16 protein-coding genes are annotated in these 17006 nt (G+C 36.2%); 13 read left to right on the forward strand and 3 right to left on the reverse strand.

Going from position 1 to position 17006, the window contains the following annotated elements:
- Window positions 1–2 precede the first annotated feature (2 nt).
- The 11 genes from secF to epsC all read left to right on the forward strand — a co-directional run bounded on the left by secF (window position 3) and on the right by epsC (window position 13025).
- Window positions 3–974, forward strand: coding sequence for a protein translocase subunit SecF (gene secF / locus G6W45_RS02450; protein WP_194167398.1), 972 nt, complete (start codon window positions 3–5; stop codon window positions 972–974).
- Window positions 975–983: 9 nt separating this feature from the next.
- The gene (locus G6W45_RS02455) at window positions 984–1322 is read left to right on the forward strand and encodes a DUF6394 family protein (protein WP_021090699.1); all 339 of its coding nucleotides are present in this window, start codon (window positions 984–986) and stop codon (window positions 1320–1322) included.
- Between the two features lie 8 nt (window positions 1323–1330).
- On the forward strand, window positions 1331–3796 hold the full coding sequence (gene leuS / locus G6W45_RS02460) for a leucine--tRNA ligase (protein WP_194167399.1): 2466 nt from the start codon (window positions 1331–1333) through the stop codon (window positions 3794–3796).
- Between the two features lie 3 nt (window positions 3797–3799).
- A complete protein-coding gene (gene lptE / locus G6W45_RS02465) occupies window positions 3800–4339 on the forward strand; it encodes an LPS assembly lipoprotein LptE (protein ID WP_103589470.1) in 540 nt (179 codons plus the stop codon).
- Window positions 4320–5894, forward strand: a complete 1575-nt coding sequence (locus tag G6W45_RS02470) for a GGDEF domain-containing protein (RefSeq protein WP_087576863.1) — start codon at window positions 4320–4322, stop codon at window positions 5892–5894. Before lptE ends, G6W45_RS02470 begins: the two co-directional genes overlap by 20 nt.
- Window positions 5891–7093, forward strand: a complete 1203-nt coding sequence (locus tag G6W45_RS02475) for a Mur ligase family protein (RefSeq protein WP_194167400.1) — start codon at window positions 5891–5893, stop codon at window positions 7091–7093. Before G6W45_RS02470 ends, G6W45_RS02475 begins: the two co-directional genes overlap by 4 nt.
- Window positions 7074–10019, forward strand: a complete 2946-nt coding sequence (gene mfd, locus G6W45_RS02480) for a transcription-repair coupling factor (RefSeq protein WP_194167401.1) — start codon at window positions 7074–7076, stop codon at window positions 10017–10019. Before G6W45_RS02475 ends, mfd begins: the two co-directional genes overlap by 20 nt.
- On the forward strand, window positions 10016–10780 hold the full coding sequence (locus G6W45_RS02485; RefSeq protein WP_194167402.1) for a DUF815 domain-containing protein: 765 nt from the start codon (window positions 10016–10018) through the stop codon (window positions 10778–10780). The genes mfd and G6W45_RS02485 overlap by 4 nt, the downstream gene beginning before the upstream one ends.
- Window positions 10777–11445, forward strand: coding sequence for an endonuclease III domain-containing protein (locus G6W45_RS02490; protein ID WP_194167403.1), 669 nt, complete (start codon window positions 10777–10779; stop codon window positions 11443–11445). Before G6W45_RS02485 ends, G6W45_RS02490 begins: the two co-directional genes overlap by 4 nt.
- 118 nt (window positions 11446–11563) lie before the next feature.
- Entirely contained in the window at window positions 11564–12469 is a 906-nt protein-coding gene (gene cysK, locus G6W45_RS02495) for a cysteine synthase A (protein ID WP_085657533.1), read from the forward strand.
- A 4-nt stretch (window positions 12470–12473) separates the two neighbouring features.
- Complete coding sequence (gene epsC / locus G6W45_RS02500) at window positions 12474–13025, forward strand: serine O-acetyltransferase EpsC (protein ID WP_084041512.1); 552 nt, start codon at window positions 12474–12476, stop codon at window positions 13023–13025.
- 19 nt (window positions 13026–13044) lie between these two features.
- Here epsC and G6W45_RS02505 read toward each other — a convergent pair whose 3' ends face one another.
- From G6W45_RS02505 to rpmB, 3 genes are all read right to left on the reverse strand, one after another.
- A complete protein-coding gene (locus G6W45_RS02505; protein WP_087576870.1) occupies window positions 13045–13251 on the reverse strand; it encodes an HP1242/YdcH family protein in 207 nt (68 codons plus the stop codon).
- A 115-nt stretch (window positions 13252–13366) separates the two neighbouring features.
- Window positions 13367–14497: a potassium channel family protein gene (locus tag G6W45_RS02510; RefSeq protein ID WP_021090478.1), complete on the reverse strand. Its 1131-nt coding sequence runs from the start codon at window positions 14495–14497 to the stop codon at window positions 13367–13369.
- 23 nt (window positions 14498–14520) lie between these two features.
- Window positions 14521–14712, reverse strand: a complete 192-nt coding sequence (gene rpmB / locus G6W45_RS02515) for a 50S ribosomal protein L28 (protein ID WP_021090707.1) — start codon at window positions 14710–14712, stop codon at window positions 14521–14523.
- A 175-nt stretch (window positions 14713–14887) separates the two neighbouring features.
- On the opposite strand from rpmB, the gene G6W45_RS02520 reads away from it, so the two are divergent.
- Both G6W45_RS02520 and G6W45_RS02525 read left to right on the forward strand, forming a co-directional pair.
- On the forward strand, window positions 14888–15634 hold the full coding sequence (locus tag G6W45_RS02520; RefSeq protein ID WP_194167404.1) for a hypothetical protein: 747 nt from the start codon (window positions 14888–14890) through the stop codon (window positions 15632–15634).
- A complete protein-coding gene (locus G6W45_RS02525; protein ID WP_194167405.1) occupies window positions 15631–17004 on the forward strand; it encodes an anti-sigma factor antagonist in 1374 nt (457 codons plus the stop codon). Before G6W45_RS02520 ends, G6W45_RS02525 begins: the two co-directional genes overlap by 4 nt.
- Window positions 17005–17006: the final 2 nt, after the last annotated feature.

A 17006-nucleotide genomic window follows, 5' to 3' on the forward strand; every position in this document is an offset into this window, starting at 1 on the left:
TGATGCAAATTTTTACTAAAGCAAAAGTTTATGATTTTATGCGTTTTAGATTTGCTTCACTAGCATTTTCTATATTTTTATTTGTTGGCTCTATCATTTTACTTGCTACAAAAGGGTTAAACTACGGCATTGATTTCTCTGGCGGTACGCTTATCCAGCTCAAATATGACACAAAAGCGCCACTTGATAAAATTCGTGATGCTTTTGGCACAAATGAAGTGCTTAAAAACGCCTCTGTTACTGAGTTTGGAAGCGAAGATGAAGCTGTTATTAGATTTTCAGGTTCAAGCTCAAATTTAACTGGCGACATTGGCACTGAGATAAAGCAAATCTTAAAAGATACTGGAAATTTTGAAGTAAGACGTGTTGATATAGTTGGACCAAAGGTTGGTGACGAGCTTAGAGAAAAAGGTTTGATGGCTCTTGGAATTTCACTAATTGGTATATTGATCTACATCACATTTAGGTTTGAGTGGCGTTTTGCGCTTGCTGCGATCGCAACTGAAATTCACGATATAGTTATAACTGTTGGTGCTATTTCGCTATTTAATATTGATGTAAATTTGGACACGCTAGCTGCTGTTTTAACGGTGCTTGGCTACTCTCTAAATGATACGATCATCATTTTTGACAGGATAAGAGAGGGTATCAAAGAGAGTAAGCGAACTGACATCGAGGGTGTTATCAATGAGTCAGTTTCTGCTACGCTTTCAAGAACTATCTTAACTTCAGCCACTACGATGATGACGGTTCTTGTGCTATTTTTGTTTGGCGGAGATATGATACATGGATTTTCATTTATTCTTATCGTTGGTATTGTCATAGGAACGATCAGTTCGATCTACATCTCTTCGCCGTTTCTTATCTGGTTTAAATTTAGCATCGAACATTTTAGAAGTAGAGAGACTGAAAAACAAAAGATAAAAAAAGAGCGCGAAAAAGAGCGTGCCATGTTTGAGAAAGGCGTTGTGTAAGGAGGGATAATGAACTGGGGAAAAGTTATCTACATATTTTTTGCGTTGATGAGTCTTACGACTACGGCAGAATTTTTATATGATAAAAACGAGATTGCACTCTTTGTGGCGGCTAGTATAAATTTGGTTTCAACGCTACTTAAGATCGGTGTTAAAAATTTACTCTCTGCTGAGCTTTTTGCAAGCTCGCTGGTTGCTGATTTACACCTTATACCAGCTTTTGTTATTTTGCAAGTCTCTGAAAATATAACACTTAGCTATTCATTAGCTATTGGCGCAGTCATTGCAAATATATTTTCACTAGCCTTGGTTTTAATAGAATCAAGTAAAGCTCAAGAAGAATTTTAGGAGAAAAAATGGCTGAAAAGAGAAAATATGAGCCTTTAAAGATAGAAAAAAAATGGCAAGAAATTTGGGATAAAAATGAAGAATTTGAACCAAAAGATGACCTAAGCTTGCCGAAAAAATATATCCTAAGTATGTTTCCGTATCCAAGCGGACGCATACACATGGGGCATGTGAGAAACTACTCTATCGGTGATGCACTTGCTAGATCATATAGAAAAAGCGGCTACAACGTGCTTCATCCTATTGGCTTTGACAGCTTTGGTATGCCAGCTGAAAACGCAGCCATAAAACATAAAATTCACCCTAAAATTTGGACTTATGAAAATATCGACTATATGAAAAAAGAGCTTGCAAGCCTTGGTTTTTCATTTTCTAAAAAGAGAATTTTAGCCACGTCTGATCCACTTTACACAAAGTGGGAGCAAAGCTTTTTTATAAAGATGTTTGAAAAAGGGCTTGTTTATAGAAAAAATGCAATTATAAATTGGTGCGAATACGATCAAACTGTGCTTGCAAATGAGCAGGTAGAGGATGGCAAATGCTGGAGATGTGGTAATGATGTTGTACAAAAAGAGCTTCCAGGATATTACTTTAACATCACAAAATACGCTAGCGAGCTACTTGACGATTTGAAGCTTCTTGAAGGCAAATGGCCAAATCAAGTAATTACAATGCAAGAAAACTGGATCGGCAGAAGCTACGGCTTGGAGTTTAAATTTTATCTTGATGAGGCTTCAAAAGAGGCTTTAGGTGATAAATTTGATGGCTTTGAAGTGTTTACTACAAGAGCTGATACGATTTACGGCGTTAGCTACACAGCCCTTGCACCTGAGCATCCTATCGTAAAAGCACTACTTGAAAATGCTAAATTTGATGAAAGTAAAATGGCAAAGATAAAAGCCATACTTAATCAAAGCCCAAGAGAGCGTCAAGCTAGCGAAAAAGACGGGGAATTTTTAGGAATTTACGTAGTTCATCCGCTTACTAATGAAAAAATCCCAGTTTGGGTTGCAAATTTTATCCTATCTGACTACGGCAGCGGTGCTATTATGGCTGTCCCTGCGCACGATCAAAGAGACTTCGAGTTTGCAAGTAAATTTAATCTCCCTATAAAGCCAGTCGTAAAGCCGCTTGAGGGCGAGAGCGATAGCTCAAAAGCATATTCGGAGTACGGAGTTTCTGTAAATTCTGAGCTTATAAATGGGCTTGCTTCAGAAGAAGCTAAAAATTTCATAATAGAAAAATTTGAAAAAGATGGTTTAGGCAAAAGGATCACAAACTACAAATTAAGAGACTGGGGAATTTCTCGCCAAAGATACTGGGGTGCGCCGATACCAGTAGTTCACTGCAAATGCTGCGGCGTAGTGCCTGAAAAAGAGGAAAATTTACCTATCGCGCTACCTGAAGATGTTGAGATCACAGGTGAGGGCAATCCTTTAGATAAACACCCAACTTGGAAATTTACAAAGTGTCCAAAATGCGGTAAAGATGCGATCAGAGAAACTGATACGATGGATACGTTTGTGGAGAGTAGCTGGTATTTTGCTAGATTTGCAAGCGATGAGAAAACTTGGGAGCAAAAAGCACTTGATGAAAAAAGTGTGAATTATTGGATGAATGTAGATCAGTATATCGGCGGTATCGAACATGCGATCTTGCACCTTTTATACGCTAGATTTTTCCAAAAGGTCTTAAGAGATCTTGGTTATCTAAGGGATGACGAGCCATTTGAAAATTTACTAACTCAAGGCATGGTCTTAAAAGATGGCAAAAAGATGAGCAAAAGTAAGGGCAACGTCGTAGATCCTGACGATATTATTAATAAATATGGTGCCGATACGGCAAGACTATTTATCCTTTTTGCAGCACCTCCTCAAAAAGAACTTGAGTGGAATGACAGCGCAGTTGAGGGCGCATTTAGGTTTTTAAATAGACTTTGGGAGAAAGCACAAACTATCAAAAAGATAGATAAACTGCCTGAGATAGACCATGAAAGCCTAAACAAAGATGAGAAATTCGCAAGGCTAAAAATTTATGAAGCACTTAAAAAATCAACCGAGGTTTTTGGCGACACATTTGCTTTTAACACACTAATCGCTGCTTGCATGGAGGCACTAAACGCCATAAATGCACAAGATAACGACGATGTAAATGCTGAAGGCTTTTTTATCATCTTAAATTTACTAGAACCTATCGTACCGCACATCGCAAATGAGCTTAGTGAAGAGCTTTTTGGTAGGAAAAATTTCATAAAGATAGCCGTAAAAGAAGAGGTTTTTGTAAAAGATAGCATCGCTCTTGCAGTTACAGTAAATGGCAAAAAAAGGGCTGAGTTTGAAGTGGCAGCAAGCGAGAGTGAGAGTGAAATTTTAAAGCTAGCTAAGCAAAATGTGGCTAAATGGCTTGAGGGAAAAGAAATTTTAAAAGAGATTTATATAAAAGGCAAATTAGTAAATTTTGTCATTAAAGGATAAATTTTGAGATATTTTTTAGCGTTTTTTATTGCGTTTTTTATCTGCGGGTGTGGGTATAAACCAGTTTCAAAGATCACACATGATCTAGTTGGCGATAAAATTTACGTTGATGTGATTATTAGTAAAGAAGAGCCAAAAAATAGTGTTTGGATAAAGGATGCTGTAAAAGAGGGCATGGTCGCAAGGCTAAATAAAGATTTATCAAGTAAAGAGAGTGCTGATACTTCGATAATTATTTCGGTAAAAGATTTAAATTACGAAGCAATTATTTATGATGAATTTGGCTACATTACATCATACAAAGCACATCTTAGCTTAAATTATAAGACTAAATTTAAAGATGGCAGCGTAGTTGATATTCCAGCCACTGGCGAGTATGACTTTAGTGTCGCAAGACGTCAAAAAGATGTAAGATTTGCTGACAGCATTCTTAGTGATACTCAAAAATACGAAGCTATCAAAGAGGCATCAAAAGAGGCTTTTGATGAGTATATCGCAAGTTTAGCGGTAAAAGGATATAGAAATGGCAGCAGTAACCGTTAGTCAAATAGTCAAGGAAGCCTTAAATGAGATCAAAGATCGCCATTTGATGCTAACGCCAGAGAATTACACTGAAGTATATAATGAAATTTCTAAAAAATACGGCTTTACAACAGAAGAGAGTAAAAAGATAGAAAAATATATCTCAAGGCTTGGTGATGAATATAAAAATCAAGCCTTGAGCCTTCATATAAAGACGGTCGATGAGTTTGTTGCTTTTATGACTGCTAGGCTCTCTAGAGGTGCTCAACAAGGAGCAGGATTTGCGACTGACGATAAAAAATTACAATCACTAAACGCATTTGCTAGAAGAATTCTCCAAGCTATCTCAATGCTTCACAATAAAGATGCAAAAAGCTTAGCAGAGCAAAGTATGCAACTGCTCGCTAGAAGATATGATGAGAAAAATCTTGAAGAAATGTGCCTTAGATGGTTTGACTTTGTTAGCTCTTACGACACTGAATTTTTAGAATTTTTGAAATATTATGGTGTTAGAAATTTTGATGATTTAAAGACAATGAGTTCTGAACTTGAAAAATTTCTTACACAAAAAGATGAAGATGGTGAAGAGGATGTTTTGATTCAGCTTTTAAGCCTTACTCTTGAGCCTTCTATTACAAAGGATCTTGATGAAGAGCTTAGCACGATAAGAAGTACTTTGAAGCAAAATCCTAAAACCTTAAATAGCAAAGAATTTCAAGAAAAGGTAAAGGCATTTGTTGATCGCAGAATAGAAGAAGATAGAACAGAGATCATAGAAAAAGTTGGTTCGCTAAATAATGTCTTGCAAAATATAAGCGAGAGAATTTCTGATATTGCGGTTAGCTCGCAAAGTAGTTCTGATAAAGTAAAAAGCATTAAAAATGATCTAAAAAATGTAAATTTAAATACAAATAGCATTGATCAAGTAAGAAGTATGCTTATTGAGATCGCTGGTGCTTTGGAGATCGAGAGCAAAGAGCTAGGTATCGAGATGCACAATAGGCAAGCTACTATCTTAGAGCTTCAAAATAGAGTGAATAGCCTTGAAAAAGAGCTTGAAGAAGCTAAGCTGGAGAGTAAAGAGGACTTTTTGACAAAAGTATCTACTAAGCGTGCTTTGATGAACGAGATTCAACGCATTGAAGAGGCATATAAACGCTATGGGACTGACTATTCTATCTGCTTTGTTGATATTGACTTTTTCAAAAGCATAAACGATACTTATGGGCATGAGGCTGGAGATGTTATTCTTTCAGCGGTAGCTCAAGTACTTAAGAAAAATGCTAGAAAGGTTGATTTTGTTGGTAGATATGGTGGCGAAGAATTTGTAATCTTGCTTCCAAGCACTGGCTTAAAAGATAGTGTTAAATTTGGAGATAAGCTAAGAAGTATGATAGAAAATTTCAAATTTATCTATAAAAATGAGCGCATCAAAGTTACTATCAGCTCTGGTATAGCGACAAGAAGTGCAAATTTAAGTGAGACAATGACGCTTGAGGCTGCTGATAAGATGCTTTATCTCTCAAAAGAAAATGGTAGAAATCAAGTAATGCCAAAGATAATCGAGGAAAAATGAGCCTAGCTAAATTTCTTGATGGCAAACCACTTTACTATAAAGAGATTGACTATGGCAGGATTATTAGAGCGTATGCGACTATAAAAGAGCATATAAAGCCATTTAAGATTATTCACATAATAGGCACAAATGGCAAAGGTAGCACCGGCCGCTTTTTAGCGCAAATTTTAAGCCAAAATGGCGCAAAAGTAGGGCACTACACAAGCCCTCATATATTTAAATTTAACGAGCGATTTTGGCTAAATGGTGAGGTTGCTAGCGATGAAATTTTAGAGGTAGCTCATGAGCGTTTGCAAGGACTTTTAAGCGACGAGTATAAGGTAAAAACGAGCTATTTCGAGTATATGACGCTACTTTCTGCGGTACTTTTTGAGGGTTGCGACTATTTTGTCTGCGAGGCTGGCATGGGTGGTGTGCTTGATGCGACAAATGTCTTTGAAAAAGAGTTAAGCATTTTTACACCTATTGGGCTCGATCATACGGCAGTTCTTGGGGATAGCTTAGAAGAAATTTCGCGCACAAAATTTGAAGCAATGGGCAAAAGAGCTATTTTAAATGATGATATGAACGAGATAAGCGTTGCTATCGCAAGAGAGATCGCAAGCGAGAAAAAAGCAGTTTTAAGCTTCCCAAGAGAAATTTTAACCAAAGAAAATTTAAACGAGGTCACAAATTATGCAGATAAATTTAATCTGCCAGAGTTTTTACGATCAAATTTAACTCTAGCCTACGCTGCGGCTAAAATTTTAGATAGCGATATAGACATAAAAAAGCTTGGCGCTTTGTCGCTTCGCGGTAGATGCGAAAAGATCGCTTCAAATTTATACGTTGATGTCGGTCACAACGAGCTTGGCGCAAATGCTGTGGCTAAGAAATTTAGCTCTAAAGAGTTTAGTAACAAGAAGCTAACTCTAGTTTATAACTCATTTTTAGATAAAGATTTTAAGGCGGTTTTGGCAGCTTTAAAGCCAGTCGTTGAGGATGTGCTGCTTTATCACTACCACTGCGAGGGCAGGGAGCTTGGCGGAGAGCTTATAAATAAAGCGTTAAACGAGCTTGAAATTTCACATAGAGAGTTTGAGCCAAGCGATATGAACGATATAAAAGAGGCAAAAAACGGCAAAATTTACCTAGCATTTGGCTCGTTTCACCTAGCTGAAGCCTTTTTAAAAGAGTACTATGCAAGCAAAGGTCTATGAGTATCTTTTAACACACGCCCCACAAATTCTCATCTGCGAAGATGACAAAGAGGCGGCACTCTGCGCTGATGCGGCCAGTTTTGCTGGCTTTAGCGCATTTAAACTACCTGATTTTAGAGCTAAAAAGGGCGATGATCTAAGAAGCTTTAACGAAGAGCTCTTTGAAATTTCATCCGTTCTTAGCAAATACTATAAATTTGATGGCAAAAAGATCATCATAAGCCCATTTAGCACGCTTTTAAACCCACTTCCAACGCAAAAAAACCTAGAAAGCTCAACGATCAAGCTAAAAGATAATCTAAATTTAAGCGAATTTGCCGACTTGCTCATACGCTTTGGCTATGAGTGCGTCGATATCGTTGAGAGCGTTGGCGAGTTTAGCATTCGTGGTGAAGTGATCGATATTTACGGCGTAAATATGGACGATCCTGTTAGAATTTTACTCTTTGGTGATGAGGTGGAGAGTATTAGAAACTACAACACCGCCACGCAAATTAGTAATAAAAATGAGCTAAGCGAAGCTGAGATCGTGCCATTTATCGCAAATTTGAGCAAAGATGAGTTTGAAAAAGTTAGCCAAAAGATCGAGGATATGCAAAGCGATGCCTTGGTGAATGACCTAAATTCGCTTGGATTTTGGGCGATAGATAGCTTTAGTGACTATTTAAAAGAATTTGACTCAAAGCTTGTTAAAAAGATCGATTTTGAAATTTATGATGTGCCTGAAGATAAATTTAAGGGTATTGAAATTTTACCCGAGCCAAAGGTTTATAAAGATCTTGAGGTTACTTTAAATTTTGACTTTTTTGAGCTAAATAAGAGCAAAAGCATAACCGTTCTTTCAAGAAATGAGGGACTTTTTAAGGGCTATGAGCTTGATGGTTTTGCCAACGTAAAGCTTGAAATTTCGCCCCTTGTAGTAAATTTAACCTCAAGTGATAAGATTGTAGTTTCTCTTAATAAATTTGAGAAAAAAAGGCGAGTTAAGCGCTCAAGTCTCGTGGTGGATGAGCTAAAAGTAAATGACTACGTCGTGCATGAAGATTACGGTATAGGCAGATTTTTGGGGCTTGAAAAGATCAAGGTTTTGGGTGCGACGAAGGAATTTGTGGTTATTGCGTATCAAAATGACGACAAGCTTCTTTTGCCAGTAGAGCATCTAAATCTAATCGATCGCTACATCGCGCAAAATGGCTCTATGGCGGTGCTGGACCGCTTAGGCAAGGCAAATTTTGCCAAGATAAAAGAAAAGGTTAGAGAAAAACTCTTCGCGATCGCTTCAAAGATCGTGGCAATGGCGGCAAAAAGAGAGCTAATCGCAGGCAAAATTTTACAAAAAGAGGATATCTCTTATCTAAATTTCGTCCAAGATGCTGGCTTTTCATACACGAGCGATCAGCAAAAAGCAGTAAATGATATAAAAGATGAGCTAAAAAGCGGCAAGGTGATGGATAGGCTACTTAGTGGCGACGTGGGTTTTGGCAAGACCGAAGTTGCGATGAATGCTATATTTACCTGCATAAAATCAGGCTTTAGCGCGTTTTTCTTCGTGCCAACGACACTTCTTAGCTCGCAGCACTACAAGACGCTAAGCCAAAGATTTAGCAAATTTGGCATAAAGGTCTTTAGACTGGATCGCTTCTCAAGCGCTAAAGAAAAGGCGAGCCTGCAAAAAGCGCTAAAAGAAAATGAGCCCATAGTTTGCGTGGGAACGCATGCGCTTCTTGGCGTAAAGGCTGAAAATTTAGGTCTGATCGTCGTTGATGAAGAGCATAAATTTGGCGTTAGGCAAAAAGAGCAGCTAAAAGAAATTTCTCAGCACTCGCACATCTTAAGTATGAGCGCCACACCGATACCAAGAAGCCTAAATATGGCGCTTAGCAAGATAAAAACATATAGCATTTTAGCCACTCCGCCAAGCTCGAGGCTGGATGTTAGAACAAGTGTGAGAGAGTGGGATGAAAAGGTCGTCAAAGAGGCGATTATGCGTGAGCTAAGACGCGGCGGGCAGACCTTTTACATCCACAACCACATCGCAGACATCGAGCAGACAGCAAATGAGCTAAGAAAAATTTTGCCAAAGCTTAGAATTTTGATACTTCACTCAAAGGTAAATGCAAAAGTCGCTGAAGATGAGATGATGAAATTTGAGCGAGGCGAATATGACTTATTACTTTGCACCAGCATCGTTGAAAGCGGCATCCACTTGCCAAATGCAAACACTATAATCGTAGAAAATGCCAATAAATTTGGCATGGCTGACTTGCATCAGCTGCGTGGTCGCGTGGGCAGAAGCGACAAGCAGGCTTACTGCTACTTTTTGGTTGAGGATAAAGATACTATTAGTAAAGACGCTCTAAAACGACTTGTCGCACTTGAAGGCAACTCATTTTTGGGCGCTGGCTCAGTGCTAGCCTATCACGACCTTGAGATAAGAGGTGGTGGTAACATCATCGGCGAGGCACAAAGTGGACACATCGAGGCTATCGGCTACTCGCTATATCTAAAGATGCTAGAAGATGAGATAAATAAGCTTCTTAATCAAGACTCCGCAAAGCTTGATAAGATCGATCTAAAGCTTAGTGTGAGTGCCTTTTTAAATCAAGAATTTATAAGAGAAGATAGGCTAAGGCTTGAAATTTACAGGCGCCTTAGCAAGTGTAAAGAGATCGCTGAGGTCTATGAGATACAAAGCGAGCTTGAGGATAGATTTGGCAAAATAGATACATTTACAAAGCAGTTTTTAGATGTCATCATCATCAAAATTTTAGCCCTAAAAGCTGGCATAAAAATGATCTCAAATAGCGAGCAAAACATACTAATAACAAAAAATGATGATGAGAAGATCAGGCTAAAGTCACGTAGCAAGGACGATGACGATGTTTTGGCTGAAATTTTGGTCTATCTAAGAAAGGATAAGAAGTGATAGATTGGGGTGTGAAGTACGCAGCGATTTATAAAAGTACAAAAGGGATGTTAAAGCCGGTTGAGGATATCGATTTTGTCGATATAGACTCGCTTTATGGACTAGAGAAACAAAAAGAAATTTTACTAAAAAATACTCTAAATTTTATAGAAGGTAAGGATGCAAATCACGTGCTTCTTTGGGGCGAGAGAGGATGTGGCAAGTCAAGCCTTGTAAGGGCCGTTTTTACTAAATTTTATAAAGAGGGACTTCGCATCATTGAGATCGGCTGCGAGGATCTAAAATACCTTGGCGACATCATCGATGAGATCAGAAAGAGTGAGTTTAAATTTATCATTTTCTGCGATGATCTAAGCTTTGAAAATGGCAGCAATGAGTATAAATTTCTAAAGCCTATAATGGATGGCTCTATCCAAAAGCCGCCAAAAAACGTACTTTTATATGCTACATCAAACCGCAGACATCTAATAAGCGAGTTTAAAAGTGAAAATGAAAACTCAGAGCTAATTGACGGCGAAATCCACTACAGCGACGCAGCTCAGGAGAAAATTTCTCTCTCAGACCGCTTTGGTCTTTGGATCAGCTTTTATCAAGGCAACTACGATGAGTATCTAAAAATGGTTGATTTTTACTTTAAAGACTACACAGGCGACAAAGAGGAGCTTCATACGCTTGCTAAAAATTTCGCAACACTCAGAGCTAGCAGAAGTGGCAGGACAGCAAAGCAGTTTTATCTAACTTTTAAAGAAAATTTAAAATGACTTCAACCGATCTATTTTTAACCTTGTTTAATCACAAAAACAAAAATTTTGATGAGCTAAAATGGCCAGGTGAGGGCACTTTTGAGGTTGTTTTGGGTGCTATTTTAGTGCAAAATACCAACTGGAAAAACGTAGAAAAAGCGCTAGATAATCTAAAAAATGCCAGTAAAGATAGCCTGCAAGGCATTTGCACGCTTGAAAACAGCGAACTTGCCACGCTTATAAAGTCAAGTGGTTTTTATAATACAAAGGCTAAACGACTAAAGACGCTTTGTCTAGCTATAAAAAATGAATTTGGTAGTTTTGAAAATTTTAAAGAAAATGTAAGTCGTGAGTGGCTCATAAGTGTAAAAGGTGTTGGAGCTGAGACTTGTGATGCGATACTGGCATATGCTTGTGGCAAGCCATATATGGTCGTTGATGCTTACGCACTTAGGATAATGGCATATTTTGACTATATTTTTGAGAGCTACGATGAGGCGGCTGAGTGGTTTAGCTCGCTTGATTATGATGAAATTTATAAAATTCTTGATAGCGAGAAATTTGATGAGGTTGAAATTTTAAAACTCTATCACGCTCTTATTTTGGAGTTTTGCAAGGAAAATTTCAAAGGTAAAATCTTAAGCCAAAATGGTCAAAAAATATTAAGCAGCATTAAAAATTAAACTACTAATATGTAACAACTATTTATAAATTTGCCAAATATCGGGGCTTTTTATAGTCTATTTTAAAATTCTGTGCTAAATTTACACAAAATTTATCTTATTTAATTTAGGAGGAGTGATGATTTACGATAATATCGTTAAAACGATTGGTAATACACCTATTGTAAAGATAAAAACAGGTGCTGATGAAGCCGAAATTTACGTAAAACTAGAGTTTTTTAACCCAGGTGGCTCTGTAAAAGATAGGATTGCATTTAATATGATAACTAAGATGCTAGCTGACGGTACGCTAAAACATGGTGATACTATCGTTGAGCCAACGAGCGGAAATACTGGCATTGGTGTAGCGATGTGCGGTGCTGCACTTGGTTTTAAAGTGATACTTTGCATGCCAGAGAGCATGAGTATCGAAAGACGTAAGATCGTAGCTGCTTATGGTGCACAGCTTGAGCTTACTCCAGCGTCTGGTGGTATGAAAGCAGCGATCGCAAGAGCTACAGAGCTAGCAGCTCAGCCAAATCACGTAATGCTAAGCCAGTTTGAAAACAAGTATAACCCACAAGCTCACGAACTAACAACAGCAGCTGAAATTGTGGCTGATTTTAGTAAGCTTGATGCATTTGTAGCTGGTGTTGGCACAGGTGGTACAATAAGTGGCGTAGCAAAAATTTTAAAAGAAAAGGGCTATGATACTAAGATCATCGCAGTTGAGCCTGAGGCATCGCCGGTTTTAAGTGGTGGCAACCCAGGACCACATAAAATTCAAGGAATTGGAGCCGGATTTTTACCAAATACTATGAATATGAGCTTAGTTAGCGAGGTAGAAAAAGTAAGCAACGATGACGCACTAAACGCAGCTAGAGCAATTGCAAAAAGTGATGGACTCATGATAGGTATAAGTGGTGGTGCTGCTTATGTGGCTGCAAAAAGAGTAGCTAAAAGACTTGGCGCTGGCAAAAAAGTACTTTTCATAGCTCCAGATAATGGCGAAAGATACTTAAGCACAGAGCTTTACGGAGCATAAAAATATGTGGGAGAGTCTAAAGGAGCTAGTTCAAACTGTTCGTGAAAAAGACCCATCGGTACATAAGTGTTGCTTTTTGGCAATACTTATAAACACTCCTGGTATTCATGCGGTTTTGTTTCATAAAATTTCTCATTTTTTATATAAAAAAGAGCATTTTTTTCTAGCTAGACTCATCTCACAAATTGCAAGATTTTTAACAGGCATCGAGATCCACCCAGGCGCAAAGATCGGCAGGAGATTTTTTATAGATCATGGCATGGGTGTGGTTATCGGTGAGACGGCTGAGATAGGCGATGATGTAATGATGTATCATCAAGTAACACTTGGAGGCACTGGAAAAGAGTGTGGCAAAAGGCATCCGACTGTAAAAAATGGTGTGACTATCGCAGCTGGCTCAAAGATACTAGGTGCCATAACGATCGGTGAAAATGCTAAGATCGGCGCAAACTCAGTTGTGTTAAAAAATGTCCCAGCAAACGCGACAGTCGTTGGTATACCAGCAAGAATAGTTCGAGTAAATGGGACAAAATTTGAACCAGAATTTATTATCTAATTTTAGAATTTAAATAAATTTATTTTTGCTCTTTGTATTTTAAAATTTGAGCATAAATTTCGTCTTTTAGTTTTAACTTCTCTTTCTTTAAATTATCAATTTCAGATGGTTTTGCCAGATTGTCGTCTATTTTTTTATTTAGTTCATCATGTTTTTTGCAAAGAGTAGCAAAACGAGCATCGGTTTTCTTTAGCTCATTTATAAGGTCTGTATATTCATGTAACATATCGGCTCCTATAAAAATTTGAGAAATTTTATCAAGACTTTGTAAATGCTTGGATATAAAAAAGGTGCCAAGCCATTGCTTAAATTTTTAAAAAGAGCAAGTAGAAAAATTTATTTTATACGTATTTAAATTCTTCAGGTTTGTGTTTGCTTTTTACAACGCGCTTGGTTAGACGTATTCCATCAACGGTACCGATAACTAAAAGCTTTGATCCTGTCCCTACTAATGTATCGCCATTTGGCATTGGTACAAAATTATTATTTATATCTCTAATGCCTACTATGTCCGCATTCGTGATATTTCGTAGATGAGTCTCTTTTAGTCTTTTAAATCTTATCCAAGAGTAATCAGGAACAAGAATTTCTTCTATATCGATAGGTGAATTTTTTGTATACAAAAACTGCTCTAATAAATTTTCCATGTCCGGCCTTACGCTCATGGCACTTAATCGCTGCGCGACTAAGCGAGATGGACTTACCACATTGTCGGCGCCTAATTTTTTTAATCTTTGCGTATCGTCTTCTGTCTCTGCATTTGTGATGATATGATAAGGCTTTCTGCGACCTATCTCTTTTTCATAAAGTCTTACAGATGCTATAAGGGCGATATTATCAGCAATATTTGAGCTAAGAGTTATAAGTCCTTTTGCACTTGATAGATGTGTTTTCAAAAAGGCAATTTGTGTGTGTGGCTGAGCTTTTATGAAATATGGATATTTATAAATTTGAGCTAGCTCTGCGATATCTTCTCTATCATCGACCACTACAAAAGGTATATGATTTTCGCGAAATTGAGCACTAAGTTCGATTGTGTATAGATTGTGATAACAAATAACGAAGTGATTTTTTAGTCTTGCGATCCTATAAAGCATGCGTCGTTCCTTTAAAATGCTAATTAATGTACCTCTTTTTAAAACCTCAACCACAATACCAATCGATAGCGTAAATATAATAAAACCAATAAGTATAAATGTGATAGTAAAAATTCTGCCCTTTGGAGTTATTGGAGCAACTTCGGTAAAACCAACTGTTGTAAAAGTCATGCCAGCTTGGTAAAAGGCATCTATTAGCGAGAAATTATCTATTAAGACATAACCTAATGTTCCAAAAAGTAACAGTAATACGACTGAAATTAGTGGAAATCTAAAAGGTTTTAATTGTTCATAAAGCTCAGTATCTAGGCTTATTTCTGGTTTTGTAGAGTTTGACCAGTTGAGGAATTTTAAAAGTCTTGAGAGAAAAGACATAAATTCCTCTTCATTTTATATTCTTAGTTTGATTGTTTTTTCATTGTTCTTAGAGTAGAAGCAGCAACTTTTATCTTTCTTGTAGTACCATCTTCTAGTGTAACACGAATCGTTCTAAGATTTGGCAAGAATCTTCTTTTAGTTTTATTGTTAGCGTGGCTCACATTGTTGCCTATCATCGGTCCTTTGCCTGTTATCGCACATCTTTTTGACATTTTTTTTCCTTATAAACAAAAATTTCTGCTGATTTTATCTAAAACAAACAAAAGTAATGCTTAAATAGATTCTTTTTTAAAAGAATTGATTTTTATTAATAATCTAGATAAAATAACGCCTTTGTCTATAAATTATAAATAGCAAAAAATATTTAGAAATCTTGAGTGATACAAAATGCTTAGTAAAGAGTTGATCGAAAAAAATGTTGATTTTGTTTTACAGATGCCAACTCTTTTTGAAAAGATCGAGCACTTTTTGCTAGCTGGTAATGTAACTGAATCAGTTATTACTTTACAAAATATAGCATCTTTTAAAACTTATTTTAACTCCATTTTTAAACGTACAAAATTTGATATTCCCTATGATGGCGACGATTTGGTAGTAATAGCAAATATGCTTGGCATTGATACTTTTAGAGCGATAGTGCTTTCTTATTTTATATTTTTAAAATCCCCAAAAATTTATAAGGTATTTAATTTTAAAATCGTCGATTTAATCGAGCTTAATGCTAAAATTTTATCAGATTGGCTAAAGATATTAAATTCTTTTAAAGAAAAGAACTATAACTATTTATCGCTTGCTCCGTATTCTATAGCCTGTATTATAGTGTGTGAGAATTTATTTTCGAAATTTCCATCTTATATGTCAGATGTTATTTCGTATTCTGACGTAAGCTATAATAAAATTTTACAAAAAAAACATGGCTTTAGTTTTTGGGATATTTTTTTAAAAGCGATGAATATGAACAAACAATCATTAAGCAAGATTGATAAAGAGATGCTTTGCTTTTTTGAGATTTTGCTCTCTTATGAGTCCAGTAGGCCTGAATTTTATGATTTTGGAGTTGATAAAATTTTAGATATCAATGTTTACCCAGAGATGCAAACCATTATATTTATTAAAAAAGCTCTACAAAAATGAAATTAACTTTTAATGGTTCTATGGCAATTATAAGGCCTTTTGGTTTTTTGGAAGCAGAGAATGTTTCATTAAAATTAAGTGAAAAATATATAAACCAAATTTCATCGCGCGACATCAGCGCTATACTGCTTTCACTAAAAAATGTTACATTTTTTAGCCCTATTTGGCTTGGCAGAATAATTGAAAATTTAAGCGAAGAAGCACAAAAGCATGGGGTAGTATTTGCGATTTGCGATTACAATGAAATTTTTTATGAATTGATGATGAAAACAGTTAAGAATATTTCAAATATTTCGATGTTTGAAAGTGAAAATATTGCAAGCTTGTTTTTAAATAAATTTCTAAATAACGCAAATGACAAAGTTTTAATTTATAACTCAACTGAGCAATATAAGCACTATTTAGCTAATTACCTAAAAAATCGCTCATTTGATGTGGTTGAGGCTAGAGATGCGACCGAGTTTAATAAAAAAAAGAATTTATATAGTTATGCAGTATCACAGCTAAATCATGTGAGATTAAGACAAAATCAGATAGATACTTTTATAAAAGATGGTGTCGTTGTTTATGCCATAAAAAGTTTTATGGACTCAGATTTTATTGAAGATTTTGATATGTCAGCTCATGACATTATGCTAAAAATCGGATATAAATTTTTTATTTTATGGGTAAATATTTCTGGCGCTTTAAATATAAGGGGTGCAAAATTTCTAATCAAACTTGCTAACATTAGCAAAAGATCAGGTGCATTTATTTCGCTTTGTGGCATAAACGAATCAAATTTATCTATTGAATTAGTAACGTACCTTAAAGATGCAAATATATTTATCTATAAAAATTTAAATGACTTTTACAAAGATGACACTATTTTTTATCTTAAAAAAAGAGAGTTTGATGCAGAGCCAGTAGATATCAACAAGAGCGTTGCTCAAATTTCATCTTATGTGACGCAAATTGCGAGTAAAATTATCTCACAGTTAGCAGAAGAAGAAATTTTGTGTGTTGATACCAAAGTTAGTGCGCTTGACATAGAGGATGAGTGCGATTATTTACGTATTTGTGTTCAGTATTATGGTGATATTTACGCAAGAGTGCTATTTGGAGTAAAAAAAGATAAATTAGATAAAATTTGCTCTATTTTTATGCCTGAAGGCGATGATTCAAATGATTATTTAAGTGGATATTCTCAAATTTTTAGTATCATTACGGATAAATTTTTGACTCATCTTTGGCAAAAAGGCATAAAAGTAAAAGTTAGCTTGCCTAAAATTTTATCCGATGATGTTTTTTTTGATCATAATAGTGTAGGCATCATGAATATACTAGATGTAAAAGATGACGAAATAGGCTTTGTATTTGTAACCAAGTAAGG

This window comes from Campylobacter concisus, from assembly GCF_015229955.1.
Classification (GTDB): Bacteria; Campylobacterota; Campylobacteria; order Campylobacterales; family Campylobacteraceae; genus Campylobacter_A; species Campylobacter_A concisus_AT.